The following is a 22,743-nucleotide window of genomic DNA, read 5'->3' on the forward strand; positions in this document are numbered from 1 at the left end:
TCTCTCAACATATGTCCAAGTCCGTACTTAAAATTTAAATGTCAAAATATTAAAGGGCTCATATAGCTCACCTGTTAAAATCCAACAAAAAAAGGCATTCTTCCAGCAAAATCAACTGGTAGAATACCTTACATATAAACTATCTAGTTCAGGAATGTACAAGTGCAGTCAACACCATCAGGAGATATCTTTACGTTTCAGAACATGATGAACATTGCTTAACATGCCGGATAGAACTCCAGCAATTGGGAATACTGCCCAATTGACGTCCCAGCGCCCATAGACAAAACCCGTGAACAGAAAAATCGCTGTCGCCAAAGGCCATAATACAGCCCCAACAACTCCAACAAATCGGTTCTCTTCCTGCTTCTCTGCAGTGATATTCGGCTCCTCCAGCAACTTCGTATAAGTACCCTGGATATTCCCGTAATAGATGAACAAAAACATCGCCACAGCTGCAATAAACAGAAAAGCAGCGACTCCATAGGGAGCATAGTCATCGTTGACATAGCTAGTGGTAAAGATAAAAGCCGGCGACAGCACGCATAGGCAGACTCCTGTAATCAGAGAAAGACGGTAAGTCGGAGCATAAAGACTTTGGCTGCGTTGAAGCGCCATTTTTAGAGCATAAGGCAGCTGAAAGCCTTGCTCCAGACTCTTAAAGCGATCCAGCTTCATTCCGCTGTGTATAAACATCCCGACCGCGATAGCGACCAGCACGAACATTCCGACCAGCCCCAGCATCGAACCTTTATCACTCATAACAGCCTTATTTTCAAATATTGTATCCAGGGTGATCAAAAACGCCACTCCGCATGCGCAGAGAAAAACGCCGATCCCCGTCCATAATCCAGCGCTTCGTCTGGCCGCCGCATAAGCGTAAACCTCTTCTTCCGTCAGCACCGGAATAGCCTGTTCTGGCGCAACCGGATTGATGCCAAGCTCCGCTGTCAGCTCTTCAATATTGCCGAATTCCGATATGACGATACCAATCGCCTCATTCTCCGACTTGCCAGCAAGCTTCAGCTCCAGGTACTTCTCCTCCATCCCTGATAGCAGCTCTTGCTTCAGATGTTCTAGTTCCGGAGTCTTTGGCAGACCCGCAAACATATTATCCAGATATACTATGATCGTCTCCATGCTCTATCACCACTCCTTGATAAATTGGTTTACAACTTGCTGTGTAACCTTCCATTCCTCACATTTTTCTCGGTAATAGGCGAGACCCAAAGAGGTAATCCGGTAATACGTACGCCGCTTGCCAAGACTCTCATCCAGATAAAAGGATTCTATATATCCGTTTTTCTCCAGTCGGGTGAAGGCAGAATATAACGTTGTCTCCTTCATGACATATTTCTCCTGCGTTAACTGCCTGATATTTTTGGAAATCTCGTACCCGTAAGATTCCCCGTCCAGCAGCATGTATAGGATCATCGTATCATTGTAGCCGCGTATAACATCACTGCTGATCAAAAATATCCCCCCATGATTACTTCATCTGTCGTAGTAGTTGCAGTATAACATAATTACTACGACAGATGAAGTAGTTAATGGAAAAATAGGCTAACATAATTTGAGGACCGAACCTTCCTTGATTAAATCACAATTGCTGTCTGCGCATGACGTAGCTTCCAATATGAGGTTAGGTATACGAAGGTGCAGGCCAGTAGTGTTTGCGGGGACGATGGTGTTTACTAGTAGGCTGTTTGCGAGGGCGGGGGTGTTTACCAATTGGTTGTTTGCAGGACGATGATGTTTACTAGTAGGCTGTTTGCATAGACGATAGTGTTCACCAATTGGTTGTTTGCAGGACGATGGTGTTTACTAGTAGGCTGTTTGCGAAGTCGATAGTGTTCATCAATTGGTTGTTTGCAGGACGATAGTGTTTACTAGTAGGCTGTTTGCATATACGGTGACGTTTACCTACTCTTAGTTTGGCGGATGAGGTACTATCGGACTCAGTTGGCGTTATTCGAGGCATTTTACTACTTTTCAGGTTCTATCGGACCCCAATGCACCTATTGGCGCACAAAACATCATATTTAGGGCCCTTTCTAGGGAATAGCTGCACTGGAGTCCGAAACTACGCTAGAACTGCGAAAAACATACTAATAGCGTCATTGGGGTCCGTTAGCCTTGCTTGCCCCATTATCTATTGAAGCAACAAACCAACGCTGGTTTGTTTTCCTTTTTATTGAACCTTAATACAATAAGATTGACTGCAAGAACATAGGTGTTTACTTCCCCTTACTTTGCCGGACGAGGTACTATCGGACTCAGTTGACCTTATTCGCAGAAATCCCCTACTTTGCTGATCCTATCGGACCCCAATGCACCTATTGGCGCACAAATCACCATATTCGAGCCTACTTCTAGGGAATAGCTGCACTGGTGACCGAAACTACGCTGGAACTGCGAAAAACATACTAATAGCGTCATTGCGGTCCTTTAGCCTTGCTTGCCCCAATATCTATTGAAGCAACAAACCAACGCTGTTTTGTTTTCCTTATTATTGAATCTTAATACATTAGTTAGTTAATTACCCTGGACGAGGTACTATCGGACTCAGTTGACCTTATTCGCAGAAATTCCCCACTTTTCTGATCCTATCGGACCCCAATGCTCCTATTGGCGCACAAATCACCATATTCGAGCCCACTTCTAGGGAATAGCTGCACTGGAGTCCGATACTGTGCTAGAACTGCGAAAAACATACTAATAGCGTCATTGGGGTCCGTACCACAGTGGACGATTATGAGTCGGCGATGTGATTAGATGTATATTGTTGATGTTGGTGATGTTGGTGATGGTGGTGATGGTGGTGATGGTGGTGATGGTGACGTTGATGTTGATGTTGATGTTGATGTTGTTGATGTAAATCCAAGCGAAACTGAGTCAAAGTCAGCAAGTCAAAACACAAAACAGCGGTTCTCCCATATTGGGGAGAACCGCTGTTTTGTTGTTTTTTTATAATCAATAAAATAGTTAATGATTGCTAACGAATACATCAACTTGAATACGTTGACCTATTAATGTCGTGTACGGAGCATGCGTCCAACAAAATAAAGCATTTGTTTACGTGTAAAAAAACGTGACATTTGAGCAGAAATATAATTTGTAAATCCTGGGACAGCAAATACTTTTTTAGCCTGAAGCGACCGAAGAGCCACTTGAACGACATTTTCTGGAGTGTCTCGTTTGCCTACCGAAGCCTCATCGGCTCCCACGACATTAAAAAATTCTGTTTCCGTAGCCCCCGGACATAACGCAAGAAATTGTACGCCCCGTTTCCGATTTTCCTCCCATAGCGCTTGAGTAAATGATAATACAAAAGCTTTTGTCGCTCCATATACAGCCATATTAGGGAGAGGTTGAAATGCAGCTGTTGATGCAACGTTTATAATCACTCCACTTTTTCTATTTAACATCTCTGGCAAAAACAAATGGGTCAGATCTACAACCGCCAAAACATTTAGCATCACTTCTTCATGTTGTCTCGAACCAGATAGTTGTTCAAAAAGCCCATGCGTAGCAAAACCTGCATTATTAATAAGAATATCAACGTTCAAGCCACGTTCTACACATTGTTGATAGAGCCTGTCAGGGGAACCTTCTTGAGATAAATCAGCAACTAGAACCTCCGCTTGAATTTGAAATTCTCGTTGTAATTTTTCCGCTAAAGCAATCAGTTTATCTTCAGAACGGGCGACTAAAATCAAGTGACTTCCTTTGGCTGCAAGTTCTCGAGCAAACGCTTCACCTATACCCGAAGAAGCTCCGGTAATCAATGTCCATTTATTTTGAATTGTAATCATTGTTATCCTCTCTCCCTTTAACGACCATTTAGAAACAGTGTTTCAATATGAATCATTGTATCCAAGTGAGGTTGTGTTGTCAAATAAAGTTCTACACATTTAATTATTGGCTATTTCTCTTCTACATCAGTAAAATAAGGGTTAGAAATAACGGCTATCTAAAAAAAGCTAAAGTAAAGTTCTAAGGAAGTGAAACTACATGCAAAAATCGTCCAAAATATCTTCTATAGATGCTGAATCCGTTACAACCTACCCAAAAGCAAAGCAACGGCATGCGGAAATATTAAGACTGAACATTATCGAAGCCGCTGCGGCCATTATGCATGAATCCGGACCCGAAGGTGTAACCATCCGTAAGGTTGCTGAAAAAATGGAATGTCCCACAAAAATCATTTATAACTTGTTTGGAAACAAGGAAGGTTTAGCGAAGGAGCTTTTTCTGCAAGGGTGTAAATTGTTGGCTGCTGCCTTTCAAGCGGTTCCAAAACAAGACAATCTAAATTTATATCTTCGCGAGCTTGGACAAGCTTATTGGGATTTCTCACGGAATCATACTAGCTATTATATGGTTATGTTCGGAGGAGCCTTTAGCGAATTCAAACCGGAGGAGGAAAGCTTACATGCTATCTTTACGGCACTACAACAAGTGATAGCCCTTATTACAGAAGCCATCGAACAAGGATTTATTAACGAAAAAGACCCTCTGCTTGTTGTGAACCTGGTGTGGGCGTCATTGCATGGCGTCATTCATCTGCATTTAGGGGGACATATTCAAAATGAGGAAACGGCTAAAATATTATATGATAGATCGGTCTCCAATTTAATTCATACCTTCTTTAAAAAAGATAATTAATTCTAAAAAGGCCTCTTTGCAAGTCCCTACTCAATAAATTCAAGCCGTAATCTTGGGATATCCTTAGATCACGGCTTTTTTAACATGCTAAAAAAACACAAAAAAACGGCATTTCTGCCGCTTCTTCATCTCTCTAATTATGTCCGGCGCATATATGCACGCACAGTGATAGGTGCAAAAACCGCAACAATCACAGCAGCTCCGATAAGTGAGATAGCGAAATCCCAGCCTACGGTTCCAGAGTTAGCAAGCTCACGGACAGCTGACACAAGATGCGAGATTGGATTGACTTTGACAAACCATTGCAGCCAGTTAGGCATCGTATCTACAGGCACGAAGGCGTTGGATAGAAACGTGAGTGGGAACAACACAATCATTGATATCCCCTGTACGCTGGAAGCGGTTCGGGCAATCACACCAAAGAAAGCGAAAATCCAGCTAATCGACCAGGAGCAGACAATAACCAAAAGCGCAGCAATTGCGACATGCTCCAGACCGCCATCAGGTCGGTAACCCATAATATAGCCCATGACAAAAGTAAGCACAGTAGCGATCGTATATCGAATCGTATCTGCCAACAAAGCTCCGGCTAATGGGGCTATTCGGGCAATCGGCAATGACTTAAAGCGGTCAAACACCCCTTTATCCATGTCTTCCCGCAGTTGGACACCAGTGACGATGGAGGTCGTGATTACAGTCTGCACTAGAATACCAGGAATAATAACGGGCAAATAGCTCACTACATCTCCTGATATGGCTCCACCAAAAATATAAGTAAACATTAGTGTGAAAATAATTGGCTGCAGCGTTACGTCGAACAATTGCTCGGGTGTGCGACGGATTTTCAATATCCCGCGATAAGCCATCGTTAACGAGTTACGAACAGATTGTTTGAAGCTCGTATGGTTTTTCAATTGTCGGGTCGCACCTGGACTAATAGTAGAAGTTCTCATACTCATGCTCTTGCTGCCTCCTTATTCATTGATTCTTGTGATGCTTGGGATGCCTCATCCGTAACTCCATGGCCAGTGATCGTCAAAAACACTTCATCAAGCGTCGGTTTCTGCACACTCATCTCTGCGAGTGGAATCCCCGCTTCGCGGAGTGCAATAAGCAAATCAGTGACTAAATCAGCGTTCGCCATCGGTGCAGTAATTTTTCCAGCCTCATTCGGCACAATAGACTGGATATGCAGCACATGTTCCACAATCCGGCGCGCTTGAGCGATATCTTTAAGGTTTTGGACTTTTAAGTGCAGCGAGGTGGTGCCCACTGAAGCTTTTAGCTCATCCACGGTGCCTTCTGCAACGACATGGCCATGATCAATAACTGCAATACGATCTGCCAGCTGATCGGCTTCTTCAAGATACTGTGTAGTTAACAGCACTGTTGATCCTGTGTTCACCAACCGACGAATGGTATCCCACATTTGCGAACGTGTCCGTGGGTCCAGACCTGTTGTTGGTTCATCCAAAAAGATAAGCGGAGGCTGGGCAATCAGACTCGCTGCAAGATCCAGCCGTCGGCGCATACCACCAGAGAAATTTCGAAGCGGCCGTTTCGCCGCCTCCGTCAAACCAAACTCTTCTAACAACTCCACTGCCTTTTGCCGCGCCTCTGCCCGCCCTAACCCTAAAAGACGTGAAAAGATAATCAGATTCTCTGTAGCACTAAGTGACTCATCTACAGAAGCATATTGTCCCGTAACCCCTATCAATTGCCGAACAATCTGCGACTCCTTTACCACATCATGCCCGAAGATTCGCGCCGCCCCCGCATCCGGACGAAGTAACGTAGCCAGCATCCGAATTACCGTCGTCTTTCCTGCCCCATTGGGACCAAGAACGCCGTAAATCGTGCCTGCCTTAACGTTTAGATTTACTCCATCAACTGCGCGATTGTCACCAAACGTTTTGACAAGCCCACGCGCTTCGACGGCCCAATCTCCAGGGTTGGGCTCAATTATTTTTTTGCGTTCATTTACCATTACAATTCCTCCAACGTTTTAGTTTGTATTGTGATGGTAACTCCCTTTTATAAACTGAATTTAAACAACACAAAAAACCGGGGAGCGCGATCTCACGCCACCCGGTTTATCACTTCTCGTCTGAGTCAGACTCAACATATTCTTTAAGCGCAAACAATTTATTAGCCCAGTAACCTTCAAAAAAGGCAAGCCAATCTTGCAGCTCCAGCAAAGGTTCTGGCTGAAGCTTATACCGGGTCTCCCGTCCGACTTTCTGACTGCTAACAAGCTGCGCATCGGACAATACCTGTAAATGCTTATTAACAGCGGTTCGGCTGATCGGGTAGCAATCCGTAATAGATGCTATAGACATTTCCTTATTAGCGAGCAGCTTTAGCAGACTGCGGCGAGTAGGATCTGCTATCGCTTGAAATACATCATGTCCTGCTTCAGCAACCGACATATTATGCCTCGATATAAGCAGGAAGTTTTTCTTGGACGATTTTTTCCCAGCCGCTATTCATAAAGCCGCGTACGATTGGATGTGGTTGTCCAAATTCAGTAACTTTTTCAGGGTCCCATCCAGAATGAATCAAGGTAAATTCAGTTTTCCCTTCGATTTCTTTCAGTTCAAAAGCAAGATGCCAATCCTTCCCCCAATTAAAACCAACACGATTCGGAGGATCAACTTCGGTTACTTTACAAGGAGAATCTCCGAATTGTCCAGCATGCAGGATGAATTCATACCCAACAACAGGCTCAAATGTACTAGGCATCCACCAGGCTGCCATTCCTTCTGCCGTGGCAACAGCTTTCCAAACCTTTTCTATTGGCGCATTTAGTAAAATCGTTTGACGAATTTCTTGTAAGGGTTCTTGAGTTTGCATAATAAATAGCCTCCAGCATTCATTTAATATAACACCTTTTGGGTTCGCTTTTCATTATAACACCTATAGGTGTTATGTCAATTTACAGATTTCCCTAATTCTCCGTTTGTTATTCAACGTTTCAATCCCTCAATAGTATCCTTTAACTGCTATAAAAAGCCCCTCCCTCGGTCATCCCGAAGAAAGGGCCTTCCTATTACATCAGCTCTATGGTTAGTTTCTTGGCTTGACAGTTACTCTGATTTTCTCGCTAGATGTCTCACCTGATGCATTGACTAATACCGCGTAGTATTCATATACACCTGGTGTCTTATCTTTAAGTTTCGTAACTGTCAGCTGAGCCGCAGGGGTAGCCGTGCTTAGTGTCTGTGTGTCGATTACTTCTCCATTCTCATATAAACGGTACTCAGTACCATTGGTTCCCCACCACATATTCATCACAACGTCGTAAGTTCCATCCCCGCTCCAGTTGTCGTGGGATACTATAGGCTTTCCCGGTGTTGCATCGGTAACAGTAAGGATAAGCGGATCGCAGGTTGTCGAGCCGAAGCTGTTGACTAGTTCGCACGTGTACGTGTAGGTTCCATTTGATTTGCTCAAAATATCCGTACTCACGGCTTGTGCATTCGGTGAGCTGTCCGTCAGCATCTGGGTACTGATCAGTACGTCGTTTTCATAGAGCTTAAACTCGGTACCGTTGTTCCCCCACCAAAGATTCATCGTGACGGCATAGCTGCCATCTCGAAGCCCGGTGTCGTGCCCATTATTGTCAGATAACACTGGCTTTCCAGGGGCTCCACCAGCAAGCGGAGTTGTATTCTGGAGCCATTGTGACCAACGGACTAGAACCTCTGCCTGCTCAGAAGTGAACACCTGATTGCTCTGGAGATTCACTTCACTATTAAAAGCTTCCAGCAAGCTGTGAACTTCTGCGCCAGCATGCTGCTGAGCTTTTTCTTTGGCGATCGCCAGCTGCTGCTTAAGTGAATTGGTTACGTTTTCTAAATCTGGAGCACCCGTCTCAGCTGCAAAATTTTCGGTTAATGCCGACAAGCTGTCAAATGTCGCATATACACTATACGAATGCTCTGCCAGCCCGACATTGCCCGCCGCATCCTCGGCTTTCGCAGTTACACTATGAGTTCCCGCTTCCAGCGTATACGCTTTAACATCTGCGAGCGTTGAATCACATGGCGAATAAGTGATGCCTGATACAGTATCAGCTGCACTACAGGTGATGTTTAATGTCTGCTCTATGGTATAGGAACTCTCTCCTTTAATTACCAACTGTGGTGCGGTCCGATCAATCTTCACCACAGCAGTCTTCTGCGGCTGTTCCACATTACCCTCTCTATCAACGCTCCAATAAACTAACTTATGTGTTCCTTCATTGGACAAAATAACTGAATTCCCGGTTTGCTGCTCGCCACCGTTTACTGTGAAATAGGTTGCCGCAACACCAGAGCCCGCATCTGTAGCTGTGAAGGTTACCAACGTATCCTTGTTGGTCCAACCTTGTGGCGCATCATCCGTTGTCACCGGAGCTGTTGGGTCCGCCCCTTTCACTACGCCATAAAAGCGTAATTCCGCCATGTTTCCAAACCAATTACTACTATTATAGATCCGGATATAACGATAGGCTTCTGCGTTACTAATACTTAAGGTCTGCCAATCCATCGTTTTTCCTGCAGGAGAGGAGATTGTCGTCCAGCTTGTATTATCATTCGAACCCTGAACCACAGTCCCATTGATTCGTGTAAAATAATTATCTTGCCTGGAAAGCACCTCTGCCTTGAACAGCTGAACCCTATTCCCTTCTTTAAAATCAAACGTTATAAATCCTCCATATCCACTGCCATTTACCCGAAAATCCGTAATTGAGCCTGCATTTCCATCGAATAATAATCCCGCAACATTCCTGAGATCAGTTGGTGTTCTCCCACTGGAATCACTTAAATTAGTAATCGCAAGCACATTACTAATCAACTCGGTCTCATCGGGAATGTACAGAGATGAACCATCTGTAGTTGATGTTTTTTCCGGCCCCTCGATTCCCTCCTTTGACTTGTATTTAATACTAAAGTTCACAGGCCCAGGTTGTACGTTATTGCCCATGACCGCTTCAGCCGTCCAATTGATCTTATCGACAGTAGCAATGGTTGCGACTTGACCCTGAATATTGACATTCACTTGGTTAATTGCATCGCTTGCTTTAAAAGACAATTTCACCGTGTTCCCAGACACAATTCGTTTCTGGATACTTTGGTCGGAGCTAATGGATACCGCATCAAGCTTTGAATTGATTGTAACATCACCATACAAACGTAGTTCAGCCATGTTTCCATACCAGTTGTTTCCATTGGTGATGCGGATATAACGATAGGGTTCTGTGCTGTTAATCGTCAACGTCTGCCATTCCGGCGTATTTCCTGCTACATTAGAGATCGTAATCCACGTCACATTGTCGTTGGAGCCTTGCACCACTGTTCCATTAATTCTGCCCGTATAATTGTCTTGCCTTCCGATTACTTCTACCCTAGACAGCAATGCCTCACCGCCTTCTTTAAAGTCAAAGGTTAGATATGCACCATAACCACTGCCATTTAAACGAAAATCAGTGATGGAACCTAAATGATTATCAAATAAAACTTTTGCTGTTGCCAAAAGATCAGCCGGATTTCTTCCACTGGAATCGATTAGGTTTGCTATCTCAAGCACATTAGCGATAAGTCCCGTCTGATCTGCAATGAATAAAGTAGAACCATCTGTTGTAAAAATAGTCTCTACTGCATCCGCTCCAGCTGCCGTTTTATAAATGATCTTAAATTTCACAGTACCTGATGGAACATTTTCATTCACCACAAGCTTAGCTGTCCAGTTGATATTGTCCACAGAACTGACTGCAACAGGTTGACCCTGTATATGGGCCGTGGCATTATGGATCATTTCTGTAGACTTAAAGGATAATTGAATCGTATCCCCTGGTATAATTCGATTTCTTAAGCTTTGATCCGAGTGAATGGACACGGACTCTAATTGATTTACTGTCTCATACCGCTGGCCAAAGATTCTAAATTCAGCAATTTCCAGCATAGTACTCGAAGGCTTTATCATTTCCATTTTCAAAAATCGGAATTTTTCATGCTCCAGGCCTGCTTGAACCTCAAGTCTCTGCATCTCTTCAGTAACTGTTGTCAAACCGGGGGTTAAGCGGGTCCAATTTTCTTTGTCATTCGATCCGAACATTGCAACGCCGCCAATTCTCTCCGGAAAACTAGCTCTTACCTGAAGCTCAAAGCTTTCTGCTGATATTTGAAAATCCGGTCCTAAATCCATGTAATGCGCCCGATCCTGCGCTGTATAATACCCCACAAAACTATCATTTGTGTTGTCCAGCAGGTTCGGGACAGCGTTACCAAAGGTTGAGCTAACAAACATATTCGTAAAATTAACACTTCCATCTTTCATTAATGGCGTCAATTCTTTAAGACTTTGCACTGCGAGATTCAGGTCAAATAACTTCTGATAGAAGACCTCGTCAGTGGCAGTAGTAATTACATCCATTACCTCAGCGTGCACTTGCTTATAGTGAGCTAACGTTGCCGAAATGTAAGGCACATCAACATGATAAGGAGAAATGACGGCGTTGACGGCAGATTGCCGATCATTCGCTACTACAACACTAACATCCTTGGCTGTAACCGAAGTTCCATCTGCGGCACTCACTACAAAGGAGTAGGTTCCCGCATGTGCTCCAGACCAAGAGAAAACACCTGAAGTCTCATTGAACACTGCACCCTCAGGTAACTGATCCGCTTGATAGGTAACAACATCCGTTGCACCTGCGTCTGTCGCAGAGAAATCAAATTGAATTGCAGCTGTAGATCCCTCATAGGTAAATAAAGATACTGGTGCCTTTCCTGATGTAAATACTGGAGGGGTAAGCTGTGCCCCAGCTTTTAAATTAATATGGTCAATATCGACTGTTGTTCCATTTCCTTTTACATTAAAATAGACAAGATCGCTGAAGCCTTGGAACTCATTGAACTCATACTGAATATACCTCCATTGCCCCTTTGTATCGGGCAGCGTAACGGTATCGCCAAACACCTCCATGGTTGCTATGCCATTAGTCCGAATCTTAAAAGCAATGATTCGTTCGCCACTGCTTGCACCCACAAAAGCAATTTTACTGCCCTCATCTGTTGCGGTAATTTCAACGTAAGTAGTGTCTCCTTCTTGTTTTGTGGTGGAGTGACCATCAAGCTTCGTGTACCGGTCTTCTAGTTCTCTCAAATCTGGATTCGTTATCACCTTCGGCAAATTGAGCGTACCCTCGCCCTCTGCTTCTTTAGGAATGTACAGCCAATAATCCCCGCCTCCATCCGGAGACTCCCAATAGAAAGGCAATCGCTTAGCAAACATCTCGCTAAAATAAGGAGCTTCAACCTCCATATTTATTCCAGCTGTATATTTATAATAATAATAAAGGTCATAGACATTACCGCCAATTCTCCCCCTGTAACCGCCAGCCAAGTGTTTATAGATAATCGTTGGATTTCCATTTACATCTGTATGTGCCGCCACTGGAATCCAGGGTGTATCATGGCCAATCATATACTGAGCAAAGTAGTCGGCAGCTTTTAAAATCCGTTGATCTAGAAATTCATACGGACCCACCGCATTTGGCGCACTAGAAACAGTCCCCTCTACCGGATCTACCTTTGTTTCCTGAGCCAATAATAAACGTGATAAAATCTCTACATTCGTTATATCCCCAGCGCCATGCGCCTGATCTCTGCCCATTTCAACATGCTGAACTACGGGTGGATTAACTTTTTCCCCTGTTACAATATTTGTATCAACCCATCTGAATAAAGCTTTTATCGCGCCATTTTGCCCCTGATCGACAGCGGTTTTATTGACGGTAAACCATTCAACTCCCTCATTGTACCTCTCTGTATTTCCTGTAAAAATATAACCTGACATAGCTCCAAGCAGCGGATAAAGATGCTGGTTCATAAAACGATCATTTGTGTGTTGGAACGTTTCAATAACCGGATTAATAAGATTATTCGTAAAATCAGCGACATCTTTTTCCGTCCATTTCAGCTCTTCAGTTTGAGCACTTGTGTACCTTAAGATTTCCGCCGCAGTAACCATTCGATTAAGTGGAATTCCTGTATGAATATGTGCATCATTAAAATACACGTATTTCTCAGGGTCCATCTGTGACCAAATCCGGATAATATGCATGGCATTGGCTCTGTAAACCTCATCACCCGATATTACATACAATAGAGCTTGTGTATAAGCCTTCAAACCATCCGCTATAAATCTTGAATTAAAGCCCTGGCTATTAAAAGCATCGCTCGCTGGTTTCAACGGATCCGCACCACTTTGATTGTTGGAAGTGACCGTCCTTGAAGCTGCCGGAGAGAGAAGCATCTGATTATAATAAGTGATCCAGGGTTCTTTTTGCGCCCGTACCTGTGTCCTAATATTCTCAAGAATATCCTTGGTCAGGCCAACACCCGGATGTTTGAATCCGCTTTCATCTATAATCTCATTAATGGTAGGTTGGTAATCCGTAATTATCGACAGCTCTGTCGATTCTACTGCGGCTCCTTCTGCCGATATAGGCACTAGCGTTACCAACAAACTTAAGGAAACTGTGATCCTAACAATACGTTTAAGCGATTTTCCAAAGAGTAGCTCTTTAAATGAATTCATTGTTCTCCTCCATTCATTTACATCCTCTGATTTAATGCAAATAAATACCGCTGGCAAATTCATTCACTACAAAATGTTTGTTATTCAGGTCGACAATAACCTCTCCATTAATCTGAAGATTATAAAAATAAATATCCTTCACACCTCTTTCCTCGTCATAGCCGAATATCCGGGAAGGATTGATATTCTTCCCATTGTAGGTGATATCGCTAAACTCTATATTTTCGATACATCGTCCTGGCACCGGATTATAGGTTTTATTCCACAACACGCGGACATCAAACAGCTGCCCCAGTTCAAAATCCTCCACCCGGATATTTTTGAAAGTAACCTTACGAACGGTATTGTTGTCCCCTGCACAGATTGCCATAACCCCCCAATAATTTTCCTGCGGCTCGTGATGCTCAAGCACATCGATATTTTCAAACCAAATATTTTCTATAATATCGCCATTATGTTGGTGATCACCATGAATACCGACATGCATGGCATGAGCAACGTCCGCCCAGAGTATGGAATCTTTAACCGTGATATGGCGTGAGTCTCCATAATACTCTCCACGGCTGCCGTATATGGCAATGCAATCATCAGAAGTTCTCAAGAACACATCTTTAATATCCACATTTGAGCTAGCCATCATATCAATTCCATCACACCAGCCGCGTGTACTGAAAGCTTTGAAGTTATGAATGCGGATATGCTTAGACGCTCCGATATATATACTGTAATGCGGAGGATCAAGCGTGATGATCCCTTCGATCTCAATCTGTTCAGAATGCTGGATTTGAACGCCTCTTAAATAAGTGGTTTTCTCCATATCCGCTAAATACAGAACACCTCTGCCGCGAACAACAACATTCTCAGCATGGTCAATAATTATGGATCCGCAAAGGATCGCGCCTCCGGCAATATAAACTGTGGTCCCAGAAGGGATATGCAGCATTAGATTCTCGAATTGATGAAGCCCGGGCATAAAATATATCGTCTGACGCTCCCCATTAGCCCTTTCTGACAAATGCTGAACTTGTTCTGCGATAGCCGCAAATTGATGTATTCCTGGTTGGACAAGCACTACATTATCATCGTCAAGTTTAGGTGGGGCTGTCTCCAAGGGGTTGGCAAAAAGATGCAAGTTACTAAAACGTTCTCCATTGATTTCAATGGAAAGCTTACACGGGTGCTCCAATGTGAACAAAAGGGTATTCTCTTCGATTTGAATGGGGATATGGGTTGCCAAAGGGCGAATAACCGCTTGTTCAATCTGCCGGTTATTACAATGAACAGAGACCTCCACCGTGCCTTCCATATCAAAATAAACCATCGATGTCGATCGAACCTGATGCATATCCACCTTTGCTTCAAAAACAAACAGTGCTTGCCATCCCCCACCAGGCTCTCGTACACTCACTGTAAAATCGTCTTTCCCCAGGGCTTCATTCGGCTGCTCATAAATAATTAATCCGCTCATTTCTACCTCCGTTATCTTAAAATCAACTCTCTTAAGGGTTTAATAAATAGGCTGGAGCAAGCTTTTGCTCCAGCCTATCATCCAGTACTAATCAGCGAACGCTGCTATTTACGATCTGCCAGCACTTTATTTACCTCATCCGTTACTTCCTGACCTCCGGCCTTTAGCCAGCTATCCTTGAAATTATCAAAATCTTTACCCGTGTTCGCTTCTCCTGTAATTGCTTTGATAACAAACGTATCTTGCAACGTCTTCAGATTGCCCCAATACTTGGGTTTGCTTGTTAATACCGCTGGTCCCAGTACATCTAGCAATGGTGTAACACCTGGAGTGATCTTGTCTCTCAAATCTAGCAATTCTTGTTTTACCGTATGTTTTTCCATTGAAGTGTCTGTGGAGCTAAGTGGATTATAGAAATTACCTGCTCCCATCTTCGGAGCACTAACCTCTTCATCCGCTTTTGGAATGGCAAGGTCCCCTTCCATATCATAGCTCACACCCAATTGACCGAAACCTGTCAGCAGAAAACCTTCGGAATCCGTAGACACATATTCGAGAATTTCCATAATCTTATGACGTTTCTTCTCATCCTTTTCGAGTTGAACACCGAACAATACCGGTGCTTGTCTTGCACCATACGCGAAAGAATAAGCAACGCCATCTGGGGCTGTAAACGGCTTGCCAGGCACGAATATTTGACCTTTCTCTAGACCAGGTTTTGCGACAAACCCAGATTCTTTATAAAAATTGCCCCACTTCCCGTTATCAACCATACCCACTTTTTGATCAGCAAATTTAATATTGATTTCGTTATTATCACTAGTTATGAATTCAGGATCAATCAGACCTGCTTTGTACCATTTGCTCAATAACGCCAATGCTGATCGCGTCTCTTCTGTAATGCCTCCATAAACTACGTTCCCGGAAGCATCCTTCTTGAACTGATAAGGGGAAACAGCAAATGCTGAGAATACACTTGTGAACAATTGCTCTGGAAGCTTGCCGCGGCCGATTAAGCCGTAAGTATCCTTCTTCCCATTTTTGTCCGGATCTTCATTAACAAATTTGGTGAGTACATCCTCAAGCTCTTCCAGGGTCTTTGGAGGTTCTGAGTAGCCAATATTTTTCAGCCAGGTTTCATTATAGCCCGGAATAAATCCATCAAGACCACCTGGCCAAATTTTCGGGATCCCCCAGTTTTTTTCGTTGTATAAGCCTACGCCCCATGCCCCGGAATCAACCGAATCCAATGCTGCTGCATATTTCGGCATCAGGGATTCAATTTCAGCCTTATCAATCGTCGCAATAATCCCTTGATCTGCCCATTGCACCATATCCGTTTCGTTTGCATCGACCGGGAAGATATCAGGAATATCTCCAGAAGCTAGAAGCACTGAAAATTGTTCTTTCCAAGTTCCACGTTCCAATTTAATATTTTTGATTTTTACATTAAATTTCTTCTCGAGCTCGGTTTGCACATAGTTACCGTCTTCTTCTGGCGTATTAAAGTTGTTCGCCCAAATAATTTCAATCGGAGCTTCAGCTGCTGATGCCCCCCCTTGACCTTGATTCGTCGCCTTCGCTTCGTTAGTGCTATTATTCGCCGCATTCCCGCCGCAACCACTCATGACAAGTGAAGCCGATAGGGCTATCGCAGCAATTTCCAACCATTTCTTGGATGTATGCCTCATATTCTTTTATTTCCTCCCTTTTTTTGTTCATCTATATATTTAGACAGCCCGCGGATATAGCGGACTGTTTAAACCGTTCTAAGCCTTCTAACCCTTAAGTGATCCAACCATAATTCCTTTGACGAAGAAACGTTGCAGGAATGGATAGATCATTAATATAGGCAGCGCTGTAAACATAATAATAGCCGCTTTGACCATTTCAGGAGCCTGCTCATTGGTAGGAAGTGGTAACATCGGATCTCCTTCGGCTGAAATAACAAGCCGTCTTAAGAAAAGCTGCAGTACAATCTTTGATTGATCCTGCATATACAACATTGCATCAAACCAAGCGTTCCAGTGCCCTACTGCAGTCCATAGGGCTAATGTTGCTAGAACAGGCTTCGACAGCGGAATAACAATCGTAAATAAGATCCGCATATCATTAGCCCCATCTATTTTAGCTGAATCCTCCAGTTCCTCCGGTATACCCATAAAGAAATTTCGCAGGAGCAGAAGATTAAACGTGCTGAGCAGGCCGGGGACAATATAAACCCATAACGAATTTATAAGTCCCAGACTTTTGATTAGCAGATAGGTAGGGATAAGCCCGCCGCCAAAAAACATCGTTACGACAATGAACATTGTATAAAATCCCCGGTGCGGCAAATATTTACGAGATAGCGGATATGCTCCCAGTGACAGAAACACGAGTGTCAGAACTGTTCCTACAACTGTGCGGAAAACCGTATTCCCCATCGTTTGCCAGACCGTATCTGTTGTCAGTACACGCTTCCAAGCAAAGAAGGAAACTTCTTTGGGATAGAAATGAATTCCCGGCCGTAGTGCTTCCGCAGGGGTGCTAAACGATATAGAGAGCACATGCAAGAAGGGATAAATCATCGTAATACAAAGAATGATTACAAATAGGATTAGAAAGACTTGGAATACTTTTTCACCAGTGGATAGCTTCAATTGTAGTTACTCCTTCCTTACATTCATTCATTAATAAAGACCTTCCTGCCCCATTTTTTTCGTTATGAAGTTAGCAAATAACACCAGGATAAGACCCACCACATTTTTAAATAATCCAACAGCCGTCGTTAGACTGAACTGAAAGTTTTGCAGACCTATCCGGTACACATAAGTATCTAACGTATCCGTCACCCCATATACAGCTGGTGAATAAAGTGTTAAGACTTGATCGAAGCCAGCATCCAGCACACTCCCTACCCGAAGAATAAGCAGAATAGCAATCACCGGCAGGATCGAAGGAATGGTGATAAATAACGTTTGTTTCCAGCGATTGGCTCCGTCCAGAACTGCAGCTTCGTACATTTGGGAATCGATGCTTGCTAATGCTGCTAAGTATATAATCGTTCCCCAGCCGATTTCCTTCCATATTCCTGACATAACGAGCGTAAAGCGGAAATATTTCTCGCTGCCTAAAAAGTAAATGGGATCAAAGCCGAGCCACTGAATAATATAATTGACCACACCGGAATTCGGAGATAACAAAGCGATCAATATCCCCCCAATAACGATCCAGGATAAGAAATGGGGTAAATAGGATATCGTCTGTGCAACCTTCTTGAAGAAGGAAAACCTAAGTTCGTTAAATAACAGAGCCAATATGATCGGTGCAGGAAAACCAAAAATGATATGGTAAAAACTGATAATAAGCGTGTTCTTAATGATTTTCAAAAAGTCGGGTGAAGCTGTGAACAAATATTCGAAATGCTTTAAGCCGACCCAAGGACTTCCCCAAATTCCATCACGAATAAAATAATCTTTAAAAGCCAGTTGAATGCCATACATCGGGCCATAAGCAAATACGGTATACCAGATGATCACGGGAGCTAGTAATAAGAATAAATATTTGTTTTTTTTGTATTGGCGCCAAGTATGTGTCCACCTCGAGACTTTCGGCTTAAGATTCTCTCCCTGTTTTTGAATGCCAGCAGTGCTTGCCGGGTTCATAGTTGTTTTCTCCTTCCGAATACGATTTTGCGTTAAGACTGTGTCTGAACACCCCTTACGTTAGGGCATTGTAAGCGCTTTTTCTATTGTAAATTCATTAAAATCAGTAAATTATCTTCGTATTGGGGCTATAATTTTTCGAACAAAAGAAAAGACAATCGCGAGACGATTGCCTTTTCCACATGGATTGGAGAATTATGCACTTGAATGGTTCGAATGGTTTGCATTGCCTGCGTTCCTATACTGGACCGGTGTAACTCCGTAACGTGTTTTGAATTTGTTGTGAAAATATTGCGGGTTACGATAACCCACCTGAGCAGAAATCTCAGCCACCGACAGCTGCTTTTTTTCTCTTAATAAATCAGCCGCCTTCTCCAACCGCACTCGGGTTACATATTCAGTGAACGATTCATTCATAACGGTTCCGAACAAGGTAGAAATATACGATGGCGCCAACGAAGCAACCTCAGATAATTTATTTAGCGATAAATCCTCTTGAATATTATCATCGATAAAGATTTTTAATTTATGAATGATCTCTGTATGTGCGTGATTTCCTGACTCTTGAATATAAGCTGTAATTTGTGCCGATAAATCACGAATGGAATCAAGGGTTTCGGCCAACGTCTCCTTTTTGAACTCATCGAACAGACTGGAAGGCGAAACGATTTGTTGCAGATCAAGCTCAATAATGGTCTGATACAGGACCGTAACCAACTGAAGCAGGCCTAACTCAACCGTCTCCAATTGGACATCACCTTTCTCCATGACCCTTTGGAAATCGTCCATAAACCTGTTCATCGTAACGTCATTGCCCGCCTTTAAGGCATTTTTATAAAGATCAAAAGAGAATAAGTGTGGTGTAACATCGTTAAGCGGGATATTTGAATACCGCGCAATAGCTTCCGAACCATAGATAAACCGATATCGATAGGCATGTAAGGCATTTTGATACGAAAAGGGGATTTCTTCAGGTGCCTGAACCTTCGATCCAAGCGCTGCTCCAAAGTGTAGTTGCTCAGGCAACACATTTTTTATAAGCTCCAGTTCCTTCAATAATAAAAGCTCCAGCTCTTCGTGATCCTTATTCAACTCACTGAAATAGATAAGCGCCGCTTCCTGGGTATTTAAGCTGACGAATTTATAAAAGCTATAAGCAGCATGCTGTTCATAAAAAGCCCTGAATTCCTCGCAATCTCCCTTAGTTATACGAATATAGCTACTCATGTAATGACATTGCAAAGGTAAATAATCGTAGTAATCCGAGCCAACGCCTGCACCTAATACCAGATTTTTTAGTTCATTCACTTTAGCTTTAGATTCTAAGGTTTCGATTTTTTGACCTAGCTTTGAGATTGTACTACCAATAATAGCGAATTCATTTTGCGAATAGTTTACGGTGCCTGGATGATAAAAGCTGCGAACATTGTTAACAAGCTTCTTCATCGGAACATAGACACGTTTGGAAATCAAATAAGCGAATAGAAGCCCAATTAACAATACCAGGATACAGCTGACAAATATTTGGCTCTTCAGCTGCTTTGATGAGGATACAAATGAATTCATAGGCCGTATTAATACGTATTTCCATTGATTATTCGAGGTTTGGTCATTTTTAAAAGACAACACATATTTGTCGCGTTTATTATAATGAATTTCCTTATTATTCCCTGCTGACTCCATCCATTGCTTAGCAGTCTTAAACCCCTCTTCGACGTTCGAGCCCGTATGGATAATAGGGCTGCCCTTTTCATCAAAAGCATATAGCTTTTCCATCGGCGAGCTCATCGTGCTGGAAATCATTTTATTGATGTATTCTAAGCTAACGTCAATGTACATGGTGCCGGTTGATGTTTTTGATAAAGCACCATAGGGAAGGGCGATTGCGTAAGTCAACACCTCTTCTTCATCCGATAACGTTCTATATGTCCAGCGGTTTAAGGCTGGTGTCACTGAAGTTTTCAAGAAGGAAGCATCTGGAGAATTGTCCAGCTTCGAATAAAATTGGCTGTTATCGATGATATAATTTCCTTTCTCGAAGTATGTGGATATTTTGTAAACGCCTTCATTAGTAAGCTTGAAAATTTCGAGATCCTTGCGAAAAGCTAATATTCTGCTCGTATTGCCTTCCCATTCACTATCCAGTAAATAATTCAGCATAGATTGATTTTCTAACGACAAGGTAGACACTGCTCGGTTGCGGATACTGTTTTCGTATTTTTGCAGCAGCGTATTCTCCACAAAATCACTTGAAGTCATCAGTCGTTGCTTACTGTCTCTGGCAATCTCATCCACCATTAAGCGATTAGCCTGAACATACAGATAACTGCCCACAAGTCCGATTAAAACAACGGCTAATAATGTGAATGAAAAAATCAGATGGGTAAACCATGTGCCTCCATTTCTTACTCTGCCGCCGATCTTCATCACAAGCCCCCCTTTAGTTCATAACCCTATCTCTGTAACTTTCTAAATTGAAAGCATTTATAATTAAAGATACTAAAATACACCAACTTTAGCTATTATAAAATCTTCTGTTTAAAGATAACGCATCTTATAAAACCGAAAAAAAACAGGCTTCCCCGAAATTAATCGCTGGAAACCTGTTTATTAACCTATACAAAACATCTATCGCGACAAAGAAAGTAACTTCAATGCCCCCGCTCCCTTTTTGAATATTCCTTCACCCATGCAATCCATTCTAACCTGTGCGTATACACAAGGATCACAAAGCTCCCAAACCATACCCACAGGATAGGAGCAGACCACTTACTGATGCACAAATAGACAAAAAGGAGCAGCATTCCGCTAACCACTTGCACACCATCCGAGACAGGTGAATTCCCTCTGCTTTTGTACCCGCTGCCGAGCACTTTCAACACTGCCAGGATAACTGCTAACGCTAAAGAGGCCTTGAATCCTGTCAACGCGCTCCATACCCCAAAGGTTACGGCAATCGCCTTCCCTCCTTTTCCTTTAAGAAATGGAGAGAAGGCATGACCGGCAATAGGAGCTAAGGCTAGCGGAATAATGAAATAACCCTGACTATAATGACTTTCCATTACCCATAAAAGAGGCAGATATCCTTTTAAAAAATCCAACAACACCCCAAAAATTCCGAATTTATAGCCAGATGACTTCCATAGATTCAAAGCCCCCGGATTACCGTCGCCAATGTCTTTCAAGTTCTTTTTACGCGCAAGACCAAGCCAATAGGAAAACATAAGAGATCCCGACAAAAATAAACCCGCGACCCACAATATGATCATTAGTCCCTAGGGCCTCCCACCTGAATATGCCTTCCTTTCCAGCTTACATGCCTCAGAAAAACAACCTGATAAATCGAATACAGCATGATCAAGATAAAGAAAACAGTTGCCACCACGTGAAATACAGGAATAACGATGCCAAATACACCTACATATTTTATAAAATAAAAGAGCTGGAACATATAAAGGAGATAACCGATCAATAAAGGCATAAACCATGTAGTATTCGCAAAAATAAACACAGTTTCTGAGATGATGAGTCCGATCACCCAAAGCGCGATTGGAATAATTGTCCGCGGGCTTATCGTTGAGGTGCTTAAGACAGCCCCTTTACTGAAGCCTTCAATCTCACTTTTTATCCCCTTCGGATACATACGAAAAGATACTAAGCCATAACCGATAAAATTTCTAATGGGAACACCTGCAGCGATAAACTTCTCTCCTAAAGACAAATCATCCAGCACTTCAGATCTAATGCTTTGATGGCCATTAACTTTTTCATAATCCTGCCTTAAAGCTAGAATACACGAACCGTATAATCCTTTTTTAGCGTTATTCTTTTCAAAAACAGAGGTGAATGTGAAGATCCCCAGCATATTCATGATTAAGGCAAGTTTCTCAAACAGCTTTTCTGTATGATGAAAAGGAACTACCGAAATGACACCTTTCGATAGCTCCCTTGCTTTTAATAATGAGGCCAGAGCGTTAGGCTTTAACCGGATATCTGCATCCAAGAAAGCAAAAATATCGCCCGAGGCTTGTAAATATCCATTCCAGACTGCCCAGCTCTTGCCCGTCCATCCCTCAGGGAGACTGCTGTTGGCAATAACCTTAACTCCATAGCTTTCGGCAATTTCCTTGGTCCGATCCTCCGAGAAATCATCCACAACAATAATTTCATAGGGGGCAATGGTTTGGAGCTGGAGTGAGTCGAGCAGAAAACGCAAATTGTATTCTTCATTTCTTGCGGGGATAATGATGGACAATTTCTCCGGTCCTTGAACATGTTCGTGATCGGCGGCCAATATATTCTTTCTAAACAATATAAAACCGGAGAGACATCCAACACCTATAATAATTAACAACCACATTTACAGCTCCCCCC

The 22,743-nt window shown here is 42.9% G+C and carries 17 protein-coding genes; 2 read left to right on the forward strand and 15 right to left on the reverse strand.

What is annotated here, in order from left to right; genetic code table 11:
• Positions 1-177: 177 nt before the first annotated feature.
• Positions 178-1,140, reverse strand: coding sequence for a permease prefix domain 1-containing protein (locus tag MHI32_RS17955; protein WP_340010458.1), 963 nt, complete (start codon positions 1,138-1,140; stop codon positions 178-180).
• 6 nt (positions 1,141-1,146) lie between these two features.
• On the reverse strand, positions 1,147-1,473 hold the full coding sequence (locus tag MHI32_RS17960; RefSeq protein ID WP_036688249.1) for a PadR family transcriptional regulator: 327 nt from the start codon (positions 1,471-1,473) through the stop codon (positions 1,147-1,149).
• 1,302 nt (positions 1,474-2,775) lie between these two features.
• On the opposite strand from MHI32_RS17960, the gene MHI32_RS17965 reads away from it, so the two are divergent.
• Positions 2,776-2,973, forward strand: a complete 198-nt coding sequence (locus MHI32_RS17965) for a hypothetical protein (protein WP_340010460.1) — start codon at positions 2,776-2,778, stop codon at positions 2,971-2,973.
• Positions 2,974-3,029: 56 nt separating this feature from the next.
• Here the strand turns inward: MHI32_RS17965 and MHI32_RS17970 are convergent, their stop codons facing one another.
• Positions 3,030-3,815, reverse strand: coding sequence for an SDR family oxidoreductase (locus tag MHI32_RS17970; RefSeq protein ID WP_340010462.1), 786 nt, complete (start codon positions 3,813-3,815; stop codon positions 3,030-3,032).
• A gap of 199 nt (positions 3,816-4,014) precedes the next feature.
• Between MHI32_RS17970 and MHI32_RS17975 the strand changes: the two genes are divergently transcribed.
• Entirely contained in the window at positions 4,015-4,668 is a 654-nt protein-coding gene (locus tag MHI32_RS17975; protein WP_076220107.1) for a TetR/AcrR family transcriptional regulator, read from the forward strand.
• Between the two features lie 137 nt (positions 4,669-4,805).
• Here the strand turns inward: MHI32_RS17975 and MHI32_RS17980 are convergent, their stop codons facing one another.
• The 12 genes from MHI32_RS17980 to MHI32_RS18035 form a co-directional block, all read right to left on the reverse strand.
• The gene (locus MHI32_RS17980) at positions 4,806-5,621 is read right to left on the reverse strand and encodes an ABC transporter permease (RefSeq protein ID WP_076129863.1); all 816 of its coding nucleotides are present in this window, start codon (positions 5,619-5,621) and stop codon (positions 4,806-4,808) included.
• A gap of 2 nt (positions 5,622-5,623) precedes the next feature.
• Complete coding sequence (locus MHI32_RS17985) at positions 5,624-6,655, reverse strand: ATP-binding cassette domain-containing protein (protein WP_076281648.1); 1,032 nt, start codon at positions 6,653-6,655, stop codon at positions 5,624-5,626.
• Between the two features lie 109 nt (positions 6,656-6,764).
• Positions 6,765-7,097, reverse strand: coding sequence for a metalloregulator ArsR/SmtB family transcription factor (locus tag MHI32_RS17990; protein WP_340010464.1), 333 nt, complete (start codon positions 7,095-7,097; stop codon positions 6,765-6,767).
• A gap of 1 nt (position 7,098) precedes the next feature.
• Positions 7,099-7,521 carry an SRPBCC domain-containing protein gene (locus MHI32_RS17995; RefSeq protein ID WP_248548798.1) on the reverse strand — a complete coding sequence of 141 codons (423 nt, stop codon included), beginning with the start codon at positions 7,519-7,521 and terminating at the stop codon, positions 7,099-7,101.
• Positions 7,522-7,734: 213 nt separating this feature from the next.
• Positions 7,735-13,254, reverse strand: coding sequence for a discoidin domain-containing protein (locus MHI32_RS18000; RefSeq protein WP_340010466.1), 5,520 nt, complete (start codon positions 13,252-13,254; stop codon positions 7,735-7,737).
• Positions 13,255-13,285: 31 nt separating this feature from the next.
• Positions 13,286-14,722, reverse strand: coding sequence for a glycosyl hydrolase family 28 protein (locus MHI32_RS18005; protein WP_340010468.1), 1,437 nt, complete (start codon positions 14,720-14,722; stop codon positions 13,286-13,288).
• A gap of 104 nt (positions 14,723-14,826) precedes the next feature.
• Positions 14,827-16,413, reverse strand: a complete 1,587-nt coding sequence (locus tag MHI32_RS18010) for an extracellular solute-binding protein (RefSeq protein ID WP_340010469.1) — start codon at positions 16,411-16,413, stop codon at positions 14,827-14,829.
• 87 nt (positions 16,414-16,500) lie between these two features.
• The gene (locus MHI32_RS18015; protein WP_076129850.1) at positions 16,501-17,364 is read right to left on the reverse strand and encodes a carbohydrate ABC transporter permease; all 864 of its coding nucleotides are present in this window, start codon (positions 17,362-17,364) and stop codon (positions 16,501-16,503) included.
• A gap of 30 nt (positions 17,365-17,394) precedes the next feature.
• Positions 17,395-18,369, reverse strand: coding sequence for an ABC transporter permease subunit (locus tag MHI32_RS18020; RefSeq protein ID WP_340010471.1), 975 nt, complete (start codon positions 18,367-18,369; stop codon positions 17,395-17,397).
• Positions 18,370-18,564: 195 nt separating this feature from the next.
• Entirely contained in the window at positions 18,565-20,796 is a 2,232-nt protein-coding gene (locus MHI32_RS18025) for a helix-turn-helix domain-containing protein (protein WP_340010472.1), read from the reverse strand.
• A 224-nt stretch (positions 20,797-21,020) separates the two neighbouring features.
• Complete coding sequence (locus MHI32_RS18030) at positions 21,021-21,638, reverse strand: glycerol-3-phosphate acyltransferase (RefSeq protein ID WP_339187482.1); 618 nt, start codon at positions 21,636-21,638, stop codon at positions 21,021-21,023.
• Positions 21,638-22,729, reverse strand: a complete 1,092-nt coding sequence (locus MHI32_RS18035; RefSeq protein WP_339187485.1) for a glycosyltransferase family 2 protein — start codon at positions 22,727-22,729, stop codon at positions 21,638-21,640. The genes MHI32_RS18030 and MHI32_RS18035 overlap by 1 nt, the downstream gene beginning before the upstream one ends.
• Positions 22,730-22,743: the final 14 nt, after the last annotated feature.

It is taken from the genome of Paenibacillus sp. FSL H7-0690 (assembly GCF_037980415.1).
GTDB classification, from domain to species: Bacteria; Bacillota; Bacilli; order Paenibacillales; family Paenibacillaceae; genus Paenibacillus_AQ; species Paenibacillus_AQ odorifer.